Source organism: Micrococcus sp., assembly GCF_034179925.1.
Classification (GTDB): Bacteria; Actinomycetota; Actinomycetes; order Actinomycetales; family Micrococcaceae; genus Micrococcus.
The window spans coordinates 43,488-62,256 of the sequence record NZ_JAXFPG010000004.1 but is presented as its reverse complement, the minus strand read 5'-3'; the positions used below and the strand labels follow the sequence as shown (position 1 = coordinate 62,256).

The following is an 18,769-nucleotide window of genomic DNA, read 5'->3' as shown; positions in this document are numbered from 1 at the left end:
CGGTGGGGCGAACCCTGCCACCGGCAGGGGTATTCCACACCTGCACCATTGTGGCCGCACGGCCCGCCGGGGCGCCATGCCCGGGCGACCCTACCCCTGGGAGCCCGCCGCCGACGTCGTGCCCGGGATGCCCCTCGCGGCCGCCTGGCGATCCGCCAGCGCGAGCAGGCGACGGATCCGCCCGGCCACCGCATCCTTCGTCATCGGCGGGTCCGCGAGCCGGCCGAGCTCATCCAGCGAGGCCTGCTTGTGTTCCAGCCGCAGCCGCCCGGCATACCCCAGGTGCTCGGGGACCTCATCGCCCAGGATCTCCAGGGCCCGCTCCACCCGCGCCCCCGCCGCGACGGCGGCCTGGGCCGAACGCCGCAGGTTCGCGTCGTCGAAGTTCGCCAGCCGGTTGGCCGTGGCCCGCACCTCCTTGCGCTCGCGGCGCTCCCGCCACAGCGTGGCGGTCTGCTCGGCACCGACCTGGCTGAGCAGGGACGCGATAGCCTCGCCGTCCCGGACCACCACGCGGTCACCCTGGCGCACCTCCCGCGCTTTGGCCGCCACACCCAGACGACGCGCGGCCCCCACCAGGGCCAGGGCGGCCTCCGGGCCCGGGGTGGAGACCTCCAGGCAGGAGGAGCGGCCCGGCTCGGTGAGCGAGCCGTGGGCGAGCAGGGCGCCGCGCCACAGGGCGGCGGTCTCGGCGGTGCTGCCGCCCACCAGGGCCGCGGCCAGACCCCGCACCGGGCGGCCGCGCTGATCCAGCAGGCCGGTCTGGCGGGCGAGGTCCTCTCCCCCGCGCACCACCCGGATCACGTAGCGCTGACCGCGGCGCAGGTTGCCCCCGGAGATCACCACGATCTCCGTGACGTGGCCGTAGACCTCCGTGATCGACGCACGCAGACGCCGGGCGGAGGCACCGTGGTCCAGCTCGGCCTCGATGACGACCCGCCCCGAGACCAGGTGCAGGCCGCCGGCGAAGCGCAGCATGGCGGCCGTCTCCGCGCGTCGTTCGCCGAGGGTGCTGACCGGGACACGGGCCAGCTCCTCCTTGAGGGTCATCGTGAGCGCCAAGGGGCGCCTCCTTCGGATCGGTGCGCGGCGGCTCAGCCCTCCATCGCCTCCGCGAGGGCCACGGCGAGCCGCAGAGGATCGTGGACCTGGGGGTCGTGGGCGCTGCTCACTCTACTGAACGCCACCCGGGCGCCCAGCCGCCGGGCCTCCTGGACCACCGCGGCCCGGTCCGTCACGGCCTCGGCATCCGCGACGACGACGTCCAGGCCCAGCCCCGGAGCATGCGCACGCAGGGCCCGCAGGTGGTCCGCATGGGTCATGCCCGTGGTCTCCTGGGTGCCGGTGTGCAGGTTCAACACGAAGATCCGGCCGGCCGGGGTGCTCGTGAGCGCCTCGCGGACGTCCGGCATGAGCAGGTGCGGCAGCACCGAGGTGTACAGGGAGCCCGGCCCGATGACCACCCAGTCGGCCAGCTCGATGGCCGATAGCGCCTCCGGGGTGGCCGGGGCGTCCTCCGGGATCAGACCCAGCCCGGCCACCCGGCCCTCCCGGGCGGCCCGGGCCAGCGCCACCTGCCCCTGGACGCGCCGGGTGCGCAGGGCGCCGTCGGCGTCCGTGGTGAGCACGTCCCCGCCGATGGTCAACGGCACACGCGAAACCGGCAGCACCTCCCCGTGGGCGCGCAGCAGCGCCCCAGCCCAGCGCAGCCCGTCCACCGGGTCCCCCAGCAGCTCCCACAGGGCCACGATCAGCAGGTTGCCCAGGGCGTGGTTCTCCAGCGTGGACTCGTCCGAGGCCACCGCGGTGGCCCGGAACCTGTGCTGCATCACCTGGGCCCACGTGCGGCCCCAGTCGGTGTCATCGCACAGGGCGGCCAGGGCCATGCGCAGGTCCCCGGGCGGGAGCACGTCCATCTCCCGGCGGATGGTGCCGGAGGAACCGCCGTCGTCGGCCACCGTGACCACCGCAGTGAGGTGACCGGCCACCAAGCGCAGGGCCGTGAGTGAGGCCGACAGGCCGTGTCCGCCGCCCAGGGCGGTGACCCGCAGGTCCGGACGTGCGCTGCCGGTGGCACCGGGGCTGCGACGGATGATCGCCGGAGGCACCGGGAGCTGGCCGGTGAGCGGGGCGGTCATTCCCGCCCCACATCCCGGTGCTGCAGGTGCACCGTGACCCGGGGCCACTGGCCGAGGCGGCGGGCGATCTCCTCGGCCACCGCCACCGAGCGGTGCTTGCCGCCCGTGCAGCCGATCGCGAGGGTCGCGTAGTGCTTGTTCTCCCTCCGGTACCCCTCCAGCACCGGGCCGAGGGCCTGCAGGTAGGAGCCGATGAACTCCTCCACCCCGGGCCGGCCCAGCACGTACTCCGAGACCGGGGCGTCCAGGCCGGTGAGCGGGCGCAGCGCCGGCACCCAGTGCGGGTTGGGGATGAACCGCATGTCCGCCACGAAGTTGGCGTCCGAGGGCAGCCCGTACTTGAAGCCGAAGCTCATCACGTTCAGGCGCAGGGTCACCGGGCCGGACTCGGTGAACAGCTCGGTGATCTCCGTGGCCAGCCCGTGCACGTTGAGGTCACTGGTGTCCACGATGACGTCCGCGTTCTCGCGCAGACCCTCCAGGAGGTCCCGCTCGGCCTGGATGCCGTCCAGCAGGCGTGCGCTGCCCTGCAGCGGGTGCGGGCGTCGCCCGGCCTCGAAGCGGCGCACGAGGGTGTCGTCGTCCGCCTCGAGGAACACGATCCGATAGTCGATCCCGGTGGCGGCCAGCTGCGACAGGGCATGGTGCAGGTCCCCCGAGTAGGAGCGGGAGCGCACGTCCACCACGATGGCCAGGCGCTCGAAGGCCTCCGGGCTGCGGATCACGAGGTCTGCGAGGGTCACGAACAGCTGCGGCGGCATGTTCTCCACCACGTACCAGCCGTGGTCCTCGAGAGCATGGGCGGCGGTGGTGCGCCCCGCCCCGGACATGCCAGTGATCACGAGGATTTCCGTGGTCGGCGGTTTCTCGGGCTGCAGGGACTCCACATTCATGGGGACACTGTAGCCTCGCCCGCGGCGGGCTCCGCGAGGGCGTCGTACACCGCCTGCGCCAGGGCCGGGCCGATGCCGGCGACCTCCGTGAGCCGGTCCACCCCGGCGGTGCGGATGCGCTCGACGGATCCGAAGTGCGTCAGCAGCGCCTGGCGGCGGGCCGGGCCCAGGCCGGGGACGCCGTCGAGCGCCGAGCGCGTCATGGAGGTGCTGCGGCGGGCGCGGTGGCCGGCGATCGCGAACCGGTGGGACTCGTCGCGGATGCGCTGGAGCAGGTACAGGCCCTGCGAGGAGCGCGGCAGCACCAGCGGGAACTCGTCTCCCGGCAGCCAGACCTCCTCGAGGCGCTTGGCCAGGCCGATCACCGGAAGGTCGTCCAGCCCGAGCTCCTCGAGCACCTGCGCGGCCGCCGCCACCTGGGGCGGGCCGCCGTCGACGACGACGAGCGAGGGCGGGTACGCGAAGCGTCGTTCGGTCTCACCGGCCTCCTCGGCGTCCACCGCCCCGGAGAGCACCGCGCCGTCCTGCCGCTCGGCGGCCAGCCGGGCGAAGCGGCGGCGCAGCACGTCCCGCAGGGAGGCGGTGTCGTCCCGGGCGGCCTCCCCCGTGACGTTGAAGCGGCGGTAGTCCCGCTTCTTGGGCAGGCCGTCCTCCACCACCACCATGGAGCCGACCACGTTGGTGCCCTGGGAGTGGGAGATGTCGTAGCACTCGATGCGCAGCAGCGGCTCGTCCAGCTCGAGGGCCTCCTGGAGTTCGCGCAGCGCGGCCGAGCGGGCGGTGAGGTCCCCGGTGCGGCGGCTCTTGTGCAGGGCCAGGGCCATCTGGGCGTTCTCCCGCACGGTGTCCATGAGCTCCTGCTTGGCGCCGCGGCGGGGCACCCGGATGCTCACGCGGGCCCCGCGCAGCCCGGACAGCCACTCCTGGAGGGCCTCGGCGTCCGCCGGCTCGACCGGCACGAGCACCTCGTGGGGGATGCGGTCGTCCCCGGCGTGCTCGCCGTAGACCTGCTTGAGCAGCTCCTCCACCATGACGTCCTCGCCGACGTCCTCCACACGCTCCATAACCCAGCCGCGCTGGCCCCGGATGCGGCCCTGGCGCACGTGGAACACCTGCACGGCGGTCTCCAGCTCGTCCGAGTGCAGCGCGAAGATGTCCGCCTCGGTGTTCTCCGGCAGCACCACGGCGTTGCGCTCGAACACGCGGCGCAGGGCGGCGATGTCGTCCCGGAGGCGGGCGGCGTCCTCGTAGCGCAGCTCGGCGACGGCCTCGCCCATGGCCCTCTCCAGCCCGGCGATGAACCGGCCGGCGTCCCCGGCCATGAAGTCGCAGAAGTCCTGGGCCAGTGCGCGGTGCTCGGCCGGGGAGATCCGCCCGACGCACGGGGCCGAGCACTTGCCGATGTACCCCAGCAGGCAGGGGCGATCCTGGGCGCGGGCGCGCTTGAACACCCCAGCCGAGCAGGTGCGCACGGGGAAGACCCGCAGCATGAGGTCCACGGTCTCGCGGATGGCCTTGGCGGGGTGGAACGGGCCGAAGTACTTCACGCCGGGGCGGCGGTCCCCGCGCATCACCTGCACCCGCGGGAACTGCTCGTTCATGGTGACGGCGAGGTACGGGTAGGACTTGTCGTCCCGGTACATGATGTTGAACCGGGGCCGGTACTCCTTGATCCAGGTGTACTCGAGCTGCAGGGCCTCCAGTTCAGAGGCGACCACCGTCCACTCGACCGCGGCCGCCGTGAACACCATGGTGCGGGTCTTGGTGCTCAGCCGCGCCGGGTCCTGGAAGTAGGTGCTCAGCCGGGCCCGCAGGTTCTTGGCCTTGCCCACGTACACGACGCGGCCGTCGGCGTCCCGGAACCGGTATACGCCCGGGGACGTGGAGATCTCCCCCGGTGCCGGGCGGTAGGTGCGCGGATCAGCCACGCCGGGCGGGGGCGGCGTTGTAGGTGTCCACCCGCTCCTGCCCGGAGAGCGCGGCGATGGCCGCCATGATCGCCTCCGTGGCCTCCCGGCGCTGGGGCAGGCTGTGACGCCGGCCCGGGTGCCCGAAGTGCAGCGGCTCCCCCGCCGTCACCGTGAACCGGTGGGTGCGGAAACCGGAGGTGCCCGGCGGCTGCAGGCGCTCGGTGCCCGTCACGCCCACCGGCACCACGGGAGCGCCGGTGGTGAGCGAGAGCCAGGCCGCGCCCGTGCGCCCCCGGTAGAGGCGCCCGTCGCGGCTGCGCGTGCCCTCCGGGTAGATCCCCACACCCTGGCCGGCCTCCAACAGCTCCACCAGGGCGTCCAGGGCGGCCACGGCCTCGGCCTGCTCGCCGCGGCACACCGGGATGGAGCCCACGGACTCGAAGAACAGCCGCTGGGCGCGCCCGCGCACCCCCGTGCCGGTGAAGTACTCCGCCTTCGCGAAGAAGTGCACGGGCCGGGGGCACAGCGCCTGCAGAATCGGCGAGTCGAAGAAGGAGAGGTGGTTGGAGGCCAGGATGAACGGCCCCTGCGCGGGGACGTTCTCCAGGCCGCGCACCTGCGGGCGGCAGGTCAGGCGGAACAGCGCCGCGGCGGTGCGGCGGATCGGCTCCGAGGTGGCCATCTCTCCTCCAGTCTCGTGCACCCCGGACGGCCCGCGGACACGGGTGGGGGTGGGTCCTCCAGACTACGCGAGCAGCTCCGCCAGGAAGCGGCCGGTGTGGCTCTCGGGCACCTGCGCGACCTCCTCGGGCGTGCCCGTGGCCAGCACCGTGCCGCCGCCGGAGCCGCCCTCCGGGCCGAGGTCGATCACATGGTCCGCGCTCTTGACCACATCGAGGTTGTGCTCGATGGTCAGCACCGTGTTGCCCTTGTCCACGAGGGACTGCAGCACCTGCAGCAGCTTGCGGATGTCCTCGAAGTGCAGGCCCGTGGTGGGCTCGTCCAGCACGTAGATGGTCCGCCCGTTCGAGCGCTTCTGCAGCTCCGCGGCCAGCTTGACGCGCTGGGCCTCGCCGCCGGAGAGCGTGGTGGCCGGCTGGCCCAGGCGCACGTACCCCAGGCCCACGTCCACCAGGGTGGTCAGGTACCGGGAGATCCGCGTGTAGGCGCTGAAGAACTCCGCGGCCTCCTCGATCGGCATCTCCAGCACCTCGGCGATGTTCTTGCCCTTGTACCGGACCTCCAGGGTCTCCCGGTTGTACCGGGCCCCGTGGCACACCTCGCAGGGCACGTAGACGTCCGGCAGGAAGTTCATCTCGATCTTCAGCGTGCCGTCACCCGAGCACGCCTCGCAGCGCCCGCCCTTGATGTTGAAGGAGAACCGCCCCGGCTGGTAGCCGCGCACCTTCGCCTCCGGGGTCTGCGCGAACAGTTGGCGAATCGAGTCGAACACGCCGGTGTAGGTGGCCGGGTTGGACCGCGGTGTGCGCCCGATCGGGCTCTGGTCCACGTGGACTACCTTGTCCAGGTGCTCGAGCCCGTCCACGCCCCGGTGCCGGCCGGGCACCAGCTTGGCGCCGTTGAGCCGGTCCGCGAGCACCTTGTAGAGGATCTCGTTGATCAGCGTGGACTTGCCCGAGCCGGACACCCCCGTCACCGCCGTGAGCACACCCAGGGGGATGTCCACGGTGACGTCCTTGAGGTTGTTCTCCCGGGCCCCGCGCACGGTCAGCTTCCGCTTGGGGTCCAGCGCCCGCCGCTGCTCCGGCACCGGGATGCTCCGCCGCCCGGCCAGGTAGTCGCCGGTGATCGACCGCGTGTTCGCCTTCAGGTCCTCGAGGGAGCCGGAGTGCACCACCTCGCCGCCGCGTTCGCCGGCCATCGGGCCGATGTCCACGATCCAGTCGGCCTCGGCGATCGTGTCCTCGTCGTGCTCGACGACGATCAGCGTGTTCCCGAGGTCGCGCAGCCGCACGAGGGTCTCGATCAGGCGACGGTTGTCCCGCTGGTGCAGGCCGATCGAGGGCTCGTCCAGCACGTACAGCACACCCACGAGCCCGGAGCCGATCTGCGTGGCCAGGCGGATGCGCTGGGCCTCCCCGCCCGAGAGCGTGCCCGCCGGCCGCTCCAGGTTCAGGTACTCCAAGCCGACGTCGAGCAGGAACCGCAGGCGCGCACGGATCTCCTTGAGCACCTGGTCCGCGATGGCCCGCTCCCGCTCGGTCAGTTCCAGCGCCTCCATGAACGCCAGGCACTCGCGCATGGGCAGCGCGGCGGCCTCCGCGATGGACAGCCCGCCCACACGCACGTTCAGCACGGTCGGGTTCAGTCGTGCCCCTGCGCACACCGGGCACGGGATCTCGCGCATAAAGGACTCGTAGCGTTCACGGGCGTTGTCCGACTCGGTCTCCCCGTGCTTGCGCATCACGTACGGCAGCACGCCCTCGAAGCCCGTGGTGTAGCGACGCTCACGGCCGAACCGGTTGCGGAAGGAGACCTCCACCTTGAAGTCCTTGCCGTTGAGGATGGCGTCGCGCTGGGCCGCGGTGAGATCCCGCCAGGGTGTGGTGAGGCGGAAGCCCATCTCCTTGGCCAGCCCGCCGAGCACACGCAGCCAGTAGTCCGAGGTGGACTTGCCCAGGGACCACGGCACGATGGCTCCGTCCTGGAGGCTGAGCTCGTCGTTGGGGACCACGAGGTCCGGGTCCACCTGCAGGCGCGAGCCGATGCCGGTGCACTCCGGGCACGCGCCGAAGGGGTTGTTGAAGGAGAACGAGCGCGGCTCGATCTCGTCCACGGTCTGCTCGTGGCCGTTGGGGCAGGAGAGCTTCTCCGAGAACGTCCGGAACCGGGGGTTGCCCTCGGAGTCCCGGCCGCCCCACTCCCCCGTGTTCTTCTTGCCCTTCTGATCGACCACCTCGACGTCCACGAACTCGACGGCCACCAGGCCGTCGGCGAGCTTCAATGCCGTCTCCACCGAGTCGGTCAGACGCTGGCGGATGCCCTCCTTCATGGCCAGGCGGTCCACGACGACGGCGATGGTGTGCTTGACCTGCTTCTTCAGCGTGGGCGGGTCGGCCAGCTGCACGAGCTCGCCGTCCACGAGGGCACGCGAGTAGCCCTGCTGGGACAGCTGGGCGAACAGGTCCACGAACTCGCCCTTGCGGCCGCGCACCACGGGCGCGAGCACCTGGAAGCGGGTGCGCTCGGGCAGCTGCTCGAGCTGGTCCACGATCTGCTGAGGGGTCTGCCGGCTGACCACCTCCCCGCACTCGGGGCAGTGGGCCACGCCCACGCGGGCCCAGAGCAGGCGCATGTAGTCGTAGATCTCGGTGATCGTGCCCACCGTGGAACGCGGGTTGCGGTTGGTGGACTTCTGGTCGATGGAAACCGCCGGGGACAGCCCCTCGATGAAGTCCACGTCCGGCTTGTCCACCCGACCCAGGAACATGCGAGCGTAGGAGGACAGCGACTCCACGTAGCGGCGCTGGCCCTCGGCGAAGATCGTGTCGAAGGCCAGGGAGGACTTGCCCGAGCCGGACAGGCCGGTGAACACGACCATCGCGTTCCGCGGGATGGAGACGTCCACGTCCTTGAGGTTGTGCTCGCGGGCCCCCTGGACCACGATGCGGTCGTGCTCGGCGGAGCCCCGGCCCCGGCTGCCGGGCCCGGAGGCGAGCCCGCCGGCGTGGGCGGGGCCGGCGTCGTGACCGGTGGTGGCGGCGTCGGGACGGGCGGTGGCCTGGTTCGCGGAGGTGTTCTTCGGCACCGCGCCAGTCTAGGCGGAGGGGCGGACACGGTCCCGGGCCGGCCGGCGGCGTCTCCGTAGACTGTCCCCCATGTCCGACGCCGCTCCCCGCCTGCTGCATGATCTGCCCGCCGTGACAGTGCGTGCCGTCTCCGTCTCGGAGATGGACAACAACGTCTACCTGATCACGTCGAAGACCACCGGCACCCAGGTGCTCGTGGACGCGGCGGACGAGCCGGACACCCTGCACGCCCTGCTGGACTCCGCGGCGGCGGACACGCCTTGCCGCACCCGTCTGGAGCTGATCGTCACCACGCACCGGCACTGGGACCATATCCGGGCTCTGCCGGCGCTGGCCGAGGGCACCGGGGCATCCACCGCCGCCGGCGCGCAGGACGCCGCCGCGATCGCCGAGGACACCGGTGTCGCCCCGGACCTGCGGCTGCGGCACGGGGACACCGTCGGCGCGGACGGGATCGAGCTCGAGGTGATCGCCCTGCGCGGGCACACCCCCGGCTCCGTGGCCCTGGCGTACCGCCCCGAGGCGGACGAGCCCACGGTCCTGTTCACCGGGGACTCCCTCTTCCCCGGGGGCGTCGGCAAGACCGACAGCGACGACGACTTCCGCTCCCTGCTGGCCGACGTCACCGAGCGCCTGTTCGACGTCTACGAGGACGACACCCTCGTGCACCCCGGCCACGGCGACTCCACCACCCTCGGGGCCGAGCGCCCCCACCTCGACGACTGGGCCGCGCGAGGCTGGTGACACGGCGGCGGCCATAGGGCCGCATCGTCCCCGCCCCCTCATGTCGAGGCTGAGAGGTGGCATGTTCTCTGATGCATACGTCGCGACGGTCGTCGCGCGCCCAGACGACGTGCTAGCAAAGTGATTGCAGTGGTGATAGCGTCCTCGCATGCCCACGCTCTACATCCGTGACGTGCCCACCTCTGTGGTGGACACCCTCAAGGACCGCGCCGCCGCAGCCGGCCGCTCCCTTTCCGTCTACGTGGCCGGCGAGCTGACCCGGCTGGCCACCCGCCCCACCAACGCCGAGATCGTCGCCCGCCTGCGCGAGCGGGACCGGGGCGAGGGCCCCGACACCGCAGCCATCCTCGCCGAGCTCGGGCAGCGCGGCCGATGATCGTCGTGGACGCCTCCGCACTGCTGACCGCCCTCGTCGGCGCCGAGCCCTCCGCCGCCCTGCTGTCCGGGCTCGCCGGGGACGTGCACGCAGCCTCCCCCGTGGACCTCGAGGTGGTCGAGGCCCTGCGCGGGCTCGAAGCCTCCGGGGCGCTCAGCTCGGAACGGGCCGCGCAGGCCCTCGAGGACCTGCAGGGACTGGACCTCGTACGCCACGACCTCAGCCCCCTGCTGGAGCGGATCTGGGCCCTGCGGGACCGGTTCACGGTCTCCGCCGCGGCCGCAGCAGCCCTGGCCGAAGGGCTCGCCGCCCCGCTGTTCACCTGCGACCGTTCCCTCGCCACCGGCGGACACCGTGCCGCGGTCTGCCTGGCCGCCGAGGCCTGAGTCGACCGTCAGGCCCCGGGCTTGCGCCCCACCATGAAGAGGCGACGGGACGGGAAGATGGTGAGCGGGCCGCCGTCGTGCGCGGCGACCCCCGGAACCGGCGGGTAGGCCTCGCGCATGAGGGCCTTGTAGCGGGCAACGAAGTGCTCCAGCAGCCCGGCACCCTCAGCCGCGGCCTCCTCAGCGTCCCAGCGGGCCAGCGCCTGCAGGGACGGGCGCAGCGCCGCCCCCGAGGTCCACCGGTACACCGGGTCCTCACCCGTGAGCACCTGCTGATACTCGGTCTCCCACACCACCGGCGCCCAGCCGGCCTCCAGGAACAGGCGGGTGTACTCCTCCGGCGGGGCCACCGTGCGCGTGGACTCCACACCGTGCAGCGCCTCCGAGAACACCGGATCCTCGGCCAAAGCCAGGATCGCGGCGTGCGAGGGCTGCTGGTACGGGCGCGGGATCTGCGCGGCGAACCACGCCCCCGGCGCGAGGTCACCCAGCCAGCGGCGGATCAGGCGACGGTGCGTGGGAATCCACTGCAGCATCGCATTGGACACGACGACGTCGATCTCCGCCCCCGGCCGCCACACCGAGGCGTTCACCCGGTCGAAGCGCAGGTTAGCGGGGGCGCCGGGCTCCTCCAGGGAGGCCCGGGCGGTCTCCAGCATGGCCGGGGAGTCGTCCAGGCCGATGACCTCCGCCTCCGGCCAGCGCTCGGCGAGGGTCCGCGTCAGCGAGCCGGGCCCGCAGCCCAGATCCACGACGACGCGCGGCGCTTCCGCCCGGATGCGCCCCACGAGATCGTGGAATGGGCGGGCGCGGTGCTCCGCAAAGCCCTCGTACCGGGCCGGGTCCCACGTGAACCCGCCCGACTCCCGCCCGGTGGGCTCCTCGGTGGCGGTGGGGCTCGGCTGCACGTCGGTCTGACTCATGCCCGCAACCTATCCCGGATGGGACGCGGACCGTGCGCGGACACGACTTCCCCCGCAACGAAGCAGGGACCCCACGCGACGGTGCACGGTGAGCTCCGGCGCGGTGCCGCCGCGTTCACCGGGAGGTGGGGGCCGAGCGGTGGCGGATCTCCACGTCGGCGGGGATCTCGTAGTAGGAGCGGATGTAGCCGAACCGGGCCTCGTTCCACCCGTTGTGGTACACCAACGCCGGGGCGGGCATGCGCCGGGCATCGGGCAGGAACACGACGTCCCGTTCGCCCTGCCTGGCCTGCTCGATCTGCCGGGCGCTCACCTCCCACACGCGCGCGTTCGCGGCCAGACCGCGGTCGGTCTGCACCCCCGTGACGACGACGGTCCCCGCCGCGGCCAGGCAGGCCAGAGCAGCCAGCCCCAGCACCGGACCTCGACGGCCGGCCGCCCAGGCCTCGGTGAGCACAGGCAGGGCCAGGGCGAGAGCGAACGCGTAGGCGAAGAACGCCGCCGGCACGTGTCCGCGGTCCCAGGCGCCCAGCGCCACGGGGATCGCCGCCGCGCCCGCGGTGGCCGCCAGCAGCAGGGCCGGGGTGCGGCCGAGCTCGGCACCCACGCCCACCGCGTACCAGACCAGCAGGCCCAGCACCACGGCGAACAGGTACGGCTGGGCGCGGTCGATCCCCTCGGGGGCGTAGAGCTGGGCGGGGGTGGCCGCACCCAGGTGTCGAACGAGGGCCCACACCAGCAGCAGCACGGTCCCGGTCAGCAGGCTCAGCCCGGCGACGGTGCGTCGGGTGAGCAGGCGCACTGCCACCACGAGGGCGATGAGGACCAAGGCGGGCCAGACGAGGTTCAGCAGGACGATGGCGCCCCGCTCGACGTTCGCCAGATGCTGGGCCAGGCCGCCCTCGGCGGGCTCGGAGTCGTACCGGCTGAACCGCGAGAGCGCCCCCGGGGCAAGGGCGTTGGCCAGGAAGGCCGCCACGGACACCCCCGAGATCAGCAGGTTCTGACGGGTGCGCACGGCACGCCCGCCCAGGAGCCAGAACGCCGCCACGATCGCCATCAGCGCGAAGGAGGCGGTCTCGTGGAACAGATGGGTCAGCACCACGGCCGCCCCGGCGGCCACGGCCCATCCGCGGGCCACGGGCCGGCGCAGCGCCGTGGCGAAGTACAGCCCGGAGATCAGCGTGAGCAGGATCGCCGTGAGGTAGCCGATGGCCGCCGTAACCCAGAAGAACACCTGTCCACCGACCACAGGACGCACGGCCAGCAGGGCGAACGGGACCGCCGCGGCCAGCAGCAGGGCGGGCACCATCTGCACGCGGCGCAGCCCGCGGGGTGCGCCAAGAGTGGCCCAGAGGCCGATGCACGCGGTGATCGCGGTGATGACCACCGGGCCGAGGACCTGCCAGGTGTGGACGTCGTTCTGCAGGATCAGCCGTGCGAAGGCGTCAGCGGCGCGACCGTTCACCTGGGTGTAGTCGGTCACGTAGCTCTGCCAGATCTCGCCGGCGCTCATCCGCCCGCCAGGGTGGCCGCCGCGGCTGACGTGGTTGAAGTCGTCGCCGGTGAACAGCACGTTCCGGTACAGCAGTGCCCAGCCGAGCAGGGTCAGTGCGAGCACCGCCGCACAGGCTCCGCCGAGCAGGCGGTGGGCCGAGGCTCCCACCGGCAGTCCCGGGCGTGCGGCACGGGAGCCGGCGGACGGCGTCGGGGTGGGGACGGTGGGGCGGCTCATGGTCTCGGGGCGGGCCTCTCTGGGTGGGGGGCGGGGTCCGGGGTCTCGGTCGCTCCCGCGGCATCGGGGAGGTCACCCGGAGGGTCCTTCAGGATGAACTTGGTGAGGGCGTAGGTCGCCGGGATGGCGAGGATGCCCATGATCAGCGTGATGTAGCGCTGGTCCGCGTGGAACAGGTTCACGGCGATCAGTGAGCCCACGGAGGTGAACAGCAGGTTCACCAGGGAGGTCGCCGGGTACCGCACGAACTTGGACCAGGTGGGGCGGGTGCGGAAGGTGAAGCGCGCGTTCATGAAGAACGAGAACGTCACGGCCACCGCCCAGGCCACCAGGTTGGCCACCTGGTAGTTCACCACCAGCAGGAACAGGCGGTAGGTCAGGTAGTTGACCAGGGTGTTCGCCACCCCGGTGATGCCGAACCGCACGAGCCGGTGCAGCCCCTCCCGGTGGGTGGCATAGAGCCGGGGCAGGGCGGCACGGCGCTCAGTCGAGGCCACGGAAGCCCTCGGAGGTCTCCGGACGCGGACCCTGGTACGGCACGCCCTCGACCCCGGGCCGGGCCTCGGTGCGCCCGACGACGTCGGCCACCAGGTAGATCGGGCGGTGCTTGACCTCCTGGTGGATCCGGCCGATGTACTCCCCCGTGATGCCCAGGAGCATCATCTGCACGCCGCCGAGCACGATCACCGCGGCGATGGTCGTGTAGTAGCCAGCGGTGGCCCCTCCCCCGGTGAGCCACTGGACGAACATCCACGCCAGATAGAGCAGCCCAGCCAGGACGGACAGCACCCCCACATGGAAGGCGACCTGCAGGGGTTTGCGGGAGAACGCGATGACCCCGTCCAGGCCGTAGTCCAGCAGGGACCAGAAGCTCCAGGAGGACTCGCCGGCGTCGCGGCCGACGTTCGTGTAGTCGATGGTGACCTGCCGGAAGCCGATCCAGGCAAACAGGCCCTTGGAGAACCGGTTGGACTCGCTCATCTGCAGGATCGCGTCCACGGCGCGGCGCGAGAGCGCACGGAAGTCACCGACGCCGTCGCCGAGCTCCACCTCCACGAGCCGTTGCACAAGCCGGTAGTACAGCTGGGACATCCGCTTGCGCAGCCAGCCCTCGCCGTCCCGGGTGCGGCGGGCGATCACCTGATCGGCGCCGTCGGCGTCCATGCGCGCGATCATCTCGGGCAGCAGGGCCGGAGGGTGCTGCAGATCGGCGTCCATGATCACGACGGCGTCCCCGCGGGCGGCCTGCAGGCCCGCGTACATCGCGGACTCCTTGCCGAAGTTCCGGGACAGGTCGATCCCCACAACGCGCCCGTCGCGCGCGGCGGCAGCCTGGATCTCGGACCAGGTGGCATCCGGGGAGCCGTCGTTGACGAGGATCAGCTCATAGTCCCAGTCCTGGGCGGCGCAGGCGTCGTCGACGGCCTGCACGAGGGAGGCGATGTTCGCCTGCTCGCGATAACAGGGACTGACGATCGAGACGAAGCGGGGCATGGCTCTCCTTTGGCGGAGGCCACCCTATCACCGCCGCGAGCGCGGCCCTCGGGGGCGGGGTGGTGCGGATACGCTGGCGGTGATGACTTCTGATGCTGTGATCTCGCCGTCTCTGACCGCTCGTCTCCAGGCTCTGTCGGGCAGTCCTGACGCCGATGACGTCTTCGCCGCGTTCACGGCGTGGACGGATGAGCGTGGGATCGCGCTGTACCCGGCGCAGGAGGAGGCGGTCCTGGAGCTCGTCCAGGGCCGGCATGTGATCCTGGCGACGCCCACTGGCTCGGGCAAGTCCCTGGTGGCTCTGGGGGCGCACGCGGACGCGCTGGCTCATGGGAGGGTGTCCTACTACACGGCGCCCATCAAGGCTCTGGTCTCGGAGAAGTTCTTCGCGCTGGTGGATGTGTTCGGGGCGGAGAACGTGGGCATGGTGACGGGTGACTCGGCGGTGAACGCGGACGCGCCGATCATCTGCTGCACGGCGGAGATCCTGGCGAACCGGGCCCTGCGGGAGGGTTCCGGTATGCGGATCGGCACGGTTGTGATGGACGAGTTCCACTACTACGCGGACCCAGCCCGGGGCTGGGCGTGGCAGGTGCCGCTGCTGGAGCTGCCGCAGGCGCGGTTCCTGCTGATGTCCGCCACACTCGGGGACACCACCCGTCTCGAGGAGGACCTGGCCGGGCGCACCGGGCGGGAGGTGGCCGTCGTCGCGCATGCTGAGCGGCCGATCCCGCTGTCCTTCGAGTGGTCGGAGACGCCGCTGCAGGAGAAGGTGGAGGAGCTGGTGTCCACGCACCAGGCGCCGGTGTACATCGTGCACTTCTCGCAGCTGGACGCCGTGGAGACGGCGGTGGGGCTGGCGTCGGTCTCGGTGACCACGAAGGAGGAGAAGGAGGCGATCGCGGCCCGGATCGCGGGGTTCCGCTTCTCCGCCGGGTTCGGGAAGACCCTGAACCGGCTGGTCCGGGCGGGGATCGGCGTGCATCATGCGGGGATGCTGCCGAAGTATCGGCGGCTGGTGGAGAAGCTCGCCCAGGAGGGCCTGCTGAAGGTCATCTCCGGGACGGACACGCTGGGGGTGGGGATCAACGTGCCCATCCGCACGGTGCTGATCACGGCGTTGAGCAAGTTCGACGGCGAGCGGACGCGGATCCTGCAGTCCCGCGAGTTCCACCAGATCGCCGGGCGTGCGGGGCGGGCCGGGTTCGACACGCAGGGGTATGTGGTGGTGCAGGCTCCGGAGCATGTGATCGAGAACCGGGCGGCCGAGCGCAAGGCCGCCGCGAAGTTCGCCGGGGTCAAGGACGAGGCCGAGCGGGCCAAACGGATGAAGCAGTCCATGAAGGGCTCGAAGCGGAAGTCCCCGCCGCAGGGCTTCGTCTCCTGGGGCCCGGCGACCTTCGAGAAGCTCGTGGCCTCCGAGCCGGAGCCGTTGGTGAGCCGTATGCGGATCACTCATTCCATGCTGCTCAACATCCTCGACCGGCCCGGGGACCCGGTGCGTGCCGTGCGCCGCATGCTCCGCTCCTCGCATGAGACCCCGGCCCGACAGGCCCAGCTGATGCGCCGCGCCCTGGGGATCTTCCGGGAGCTGCTGGCGACCGGCGTCGTCGAGGTCCTGCCCGAGCCCGACGCCGAGGGCCGCACCGTGGACCTCACCGTGGACCTGCAGCCCGACTTCGCCCTGAACCAGCCGTTGTCCCCCTTCGCCCTGGCAGCACTGGATCTGCTGGACCCGGCCGCGCCCGATCACCACCTGGATGTGGTCTCGGTGATCGAGGCGACGCTGGACCCGCCCCGGCAGGTGCTCTCCGCGCAGGTGAAGAAGGCGAAGGCCGAGGCCGTCGCCGCAATGAAGGCCGAGGGCATGGACTACCAGGACCGGATGCGGGTGCTGGATGAGGTGACGCATCCGCGGCCGTTGGCGGAGCTGTTGGAGCAGCAGTTCGAGCTGTACCGGCAGGACGCCCCGTGGCTCGCGGAGTTCGAGCTCACCCCGAAGTCCGTGGTGCGGGACATGTTCGAGCGGGCCATGGGGTTCGGAGACTATGTGCAGTTCTACGGGCTGGCGCGGTCCGAGGGGGTGCTGCTGCGCTACCTCACCGACGCCGTCAAGGCGCTGCGCCAGACGGTGCCGCAGGACGACCGCACCGAGGACCTGCAGGTCCTGCTGGACTGGTTGGATGAGATGGTCAAGCAGACCGACTCCTCCCTTCTGGAGGAGTGGGAGGACCTCATGGCCGGGGACGTGGCGGAGCTGCGCCGCGACCACGAGGCTCTCGAGCCGCCGGCACCGCCGCGTCTGACGGACAACGGCCCGGTGTTCCGGGTGATGGTCCGCAATGCCATGTTCCGGCGGGTCCGGCTGTTCGGGGACGAGCAGGACGCCGCGCTGGCGGAGCTGTCCGGGGATCTGAGCGCGGACGACTGGGCCGACGCCCTGGACGTCTACTTCGACGACCATGAGGACATCGACGACGGCCCGGAGGCGCGCGGCCCGGAGCTGTTCCGGGTGGCCGAGGGGCCGGACTCCCCCGCCCCCGTGGACCTGGCCGGGGACCGCTGGTGGGCGGTGCGGCAGGTCCTCAAGGACCCGGAGGGCGACCTGGACCACGGGATCAACGCGGTGGTGGACCTGGACGCCTCCGACGACGCCGGCCACCCGGTGGTGCGGGTGGTCTCCGTCGGTGCGCCCGAGCCCGGGTGGGGGCTGTGAGCGCTCTCGCCGTCGATGCGCCGGTGCCTGGGGATCCGCGCGGGTTCGCCCCCGTCGGCCCCGCCGCACACCGCCGTGGCCCGGAGACGGTCCTCTCAGACGGCACGGTGACGGTGGAGCACTGGTTCACGGTGCCCATCGACCATGCCCTCACCCTCGACCAGGCGCGCGCCCAGGAGGAGGCCGGTGCCGGCGTCGGGCCTGGAGGGCGGGCGACCCTGCAGGTGTTCGCCCGCGAGGTGCGCGCCGCCGACGACCGGCACGGCACCCGACCCTGGCTGCTGTACCTGCAGGGCGGGCCGGGCTCGGGTGCGCCCCGTCCAGGCCGGATGGGCGGCTGGCAGGCCGCCCTGGCCGAGGGGCATCGCCTGCTGCTGCTGGACCAGCGCGGCACCGGCCGGTCCACCCCGGCGACGGCGGCCACCCTGGCCGGGCACGCCACGGACCGGGCGCGCGCCGAGCACCTGGTGCACCTGCGTGCCCCGTCGATCGTGCAGGACGCCGAGATGATCCGCCTGGCTCTGGGGTCGGGTCCGTGGACCACGCTGGGGCAGAGCTTCGGGGGCTTCTGCACGCTCAGCTACCTGTCCTGGCACCCCGAGGGGCTGGCCCGGTGCCTGGTGACCGGCGGGCTGGCCCCGCTCACCGGGCACGCCGACCGGGTGTATCGGGCCACCTACACACGGATGGCCGCCCGCGTGGCCCAGGTGTGGCGGCGTCACCCCGAGGACCGTGAGGCCTGGGCCGAGGCTCTGGCGCTGGTGCGCTCCGCCGAGGAGGTCGGGGATCCTGTGCGCCTGCCGGACGGGACAGCCCTGACCGTGGGGCGGGCCCAGCAGTTGGGCATGCTGCTGGGCGGGAACACCCGAGTGGACCGCTTCCACTGGGCCGTGGCCGAGGCCGTGGACCGCACCGGCCCGGCTCCGCGGATCTGCGAGACCTTCACCGCGGAGGTCGCCGCGCAGACCGGCCGCTGGACCAATCCCCTCTACGCGGTGCTGCACGAGGCGATCTACGCGCAGCCGGCGGCCCTGGCCGGAGGCCGTGCGGACACCGGCTGGTCCGCGGCACGGATGCTCGCCGAGCACCCCGAGTTCGACCCCGAGGCGGTGGCCGCTCCCCTGCCGACCGGCGAGCACGTGATGCCGTGGTCGTTCCGCACCGAGCCGGAGCTGCAGCCCCTGGTCGGGGTGGCCGCACTGCTGGCCAAGCGCACCGCGTGGGGGCCGCTGTACGACGTCGAACGTCTCGCCGTGAACGAGGTGCCCGTGGCCGCGGCCGTGTACACCGACGACGTCTACGTGGACCGGGACCTGTCCCTGGAGACCGCCTCCCGTGTGGCGGGCCTGCAGGTGTGGGAGACCGACGCCTTCCACCACGACGGCCTGGCCGATGACGGCCCCGGGATCGTCCGGCGGCTGCTGGGCATGCTCGACGGGGACGGCTGAGGGCCCCGCGACCTGTAGCGGCACGGAACATTCTCCCGTTTTCCGACCGGGAGTGATCCCTGGGCCTCCCGTTTCATGCACCGGAGCGGTGTGAAAGGCTCCCGTTTCTCGAACGGAAGCGCTCAGGGGTTTCGGTTCGAGAAACGGGAGGTCGCACGGGTGCTTTCGTTGACGACACGGGAGATGCCCCCAGAGACGGACGGGGCCCCCTCCCGGGTGGGAGGGGGCCCCGCTGC

Annotated in this window: 15 protein-coding genes; 5 read left to right on the top strand and 10 right to left on the bottom strand. The window is 72.1% G+C overall.

All coding sequences use genetic code 11. The annotated features are described in order from the left end of the window. Positions 1-90 precede the first annotated feature (90 nt). The 6 genes from whiA to uvrA all read right to left on the bottom strand — a co-directional run bounded on the left by whiA (position 91) and on the right by uvrA (position 8,569). Complete coding sequence (gene whiA / locus SPI96_RS01025; RefSeq protein ID WP_321080505.1) at positions 91-1,062, bottom strand: DNA-binding protein WhiA; 972 nt, start codon at positions 1,060-1,062, stop codon at positions 91-93. A gap of 32 nt (positions 1,063-1,094) precedes the next feature. Then, positions 1,095-2,138 (bottom strand): uridine diphosphate-N-acetylglucosamine-binding protein YvcK, encoded by a 1,044-nt coding sequence (locus SPI96_RS01020; protein ID WP_321080504.1) that lies wholly within the window; start codon positions 2,136-2,138, stop codon positions 1,095-1,097. Next, entirely contained in the window at positions 2,135-3,031 is an 897-nt protein-coding gene (rapZ, locus tag SPI96_RS01015) for an RNase adapter RapZ (protein ID WP_321080503.1), read from the bottom strand. Before rapZ ends, SPI96_RS01020 begins: the two co-directional genes overlap by 4 nt. Continuing rightward, the gene (gene uvrC, locus SPI96_RS01010) at positions 3,028-4,959 is read right to left on the bottom strand and encodes an excinuclease ABC subunit UvrC (protein ID WP_321080502.1); all 1,932 of its coding nucleotides are present in this window, start codon (positions 4,957-4,959) and stop codon (positions 3,028-3,030) included. Before uvrC ends, rapZ begins: the two co-directional genes overlap by 4 nt. Continuing rightward, complete coding sequence (locus SPI96_RS01005; protein ID WP_321080501.1) at positions 4,952-5,623, bottom strand: lysophospholipid acyltransferase family protein; 672 nt, start codon at positions 5,621-5,623, stop codon at positions 4,952-4,954. Before SPI96_RS01005 ends, uvrC begins: the two co-directional genes overlap by 8 nt. Positions 5,624-5,686: 63 nt before the next feature. Next, positions 5,687-8,569 (bottom strand): excinuclease ABC subunit UvrA, encoded by a 2,883-nt coding sequence (uvrA, locus tag SPI96_RS01000; protein ID WP_321080529.1) that lies wholly within the window; start codon positions 8,567-8,569, stop codon positions 5,687-5,689. A 211-nt stretch (positions 8,570-8,780) separates the two neighbouring features. Between uvrA and SPI96_RS00995 the strand changes: the two genes are divergently transcribed. From SPI96_RS00995 to SPI96_RS00985, 3 genes are all read left to right on the top strand, one after another. Beyond that, complete coding sequence (locus tag SPI96_RS00995) at positions 8,781-9,455, top strand: MBL fold metallo-hydrolase (RefSeq protein WP_321080500.1); 675 nt, start codon at positions 8,781-8,783, stop codon at positions 9,453-9,455. A 148-nt stretch (positions 9,456-9,603) separates the two neighbouring features. Next, positions 9,604-9,831, top strand: a complete 228-nt coding sequence (locus SPI96_RS00990) for a FitA-like ribbon-helix-helix domain-containing protein (RefSeq protein WP_321080499.1) — start codon at positions 9,604-9,606, stop codon at positions 9,829-9,831. A 5-nt stretch (positions 9,832-9,836) separates the two neighbouring features. Continuing rightward, positions 9,837-10,217: a VapC toxin family PIN domain ribonuclease gene (locus SPI96_RS00985; protein WP_321080498.1), complete on the top strand. Its 381-nt coding sequence runs from the start codon at positions 9,837-9,839 to the stop codon at positions 10,215-10,217. An 8-nt stretch (positions 10,218-10,225) separates the two neighbouring features. Here the strand turns inward: SPI96_RS00985 and SPI96_RS00980 are convergent, their stop codons facing one another. The 4 genes from SPI96_RS00980 to SPI96_RS00965 form a co-directional block, all read right to left on the bottom strand. Continuing rightward, entirely contained in the window at positions 10,226-11,140 is a 915-nt protein-coding gene (locus tag SPI96_RS00980; RefSeq protein ID WP_321080497.1) for a methyltransferase domain-containing protein, read from the bottom strand. Between the two features lie 115 nt (positions 11,141-11,255). Next, positions 11,256-12,875, bottom strand: coding sequence for a DUF6056 family protein (locus SPI96_RS00975; RefSeq protein WP_321080496.1), 1,620 nt, complete (start codon positions 12,873-12,875; stop codon positions 11,256-11,258). After that, positions 12,872-13,372, bottom strand: coding sequence for a GtrA family protein (locus SPI96_RS00970; RefSeq protein WP_321080495.1), 501 nt, complete (start codon positions 13,370-13,372; stop codon positions 12,872-12,874). Before SPI96_RS00970 ends, SPI96_RS00975 begins: the two co-directional genes overlap by 4 nt. After that, on the bottom strand, positions 13,359-14,369 hold the full coding sequence (locus SPI96_RS00965; protein ID WP_321080494.1) for a glycosyltransferase family 2 protein: 1,011 nt from the start codon (positions 14,367-14,369) through the stop codon (positions 13,359-13,361). The genes SPI96_RS00970 and SPI96_RS00965 overlap by 14 nt, the downstream gene beginning before the upstream one ends. Before the next feature lie 82 nt (positions 14,370-14,451). On the opposite strand from SPI96_RS00965, the gene SPI96_RS00960 reads away from it, so the two are divergent. Next, positions 14,452-17,085 (top strand): DEAD/DEAH box helicase, encoded by a 2,634-nt coding sequence (locus SPI96_RS00960; protein WP_321080493.1) that lies wholly within the window; start codon positions 14,452-14,454, stop codon positions 17,083-17,085. 23 nt (positions 17,086-17,108) lie between these two features. Beyond that, positions 17,109-18,533, top strand: coding sequence for an alpha/beta fold hydrolase (locus SPI96_RS00955; protein ID WP_414601883.1), 1,425 nt, complete (start codon positions 17,109-17,111; stop codon positions 18,531-18,533). The last annotated feature ends 236 nt before the right edge of the window (positions 18,534-18,769 follow it).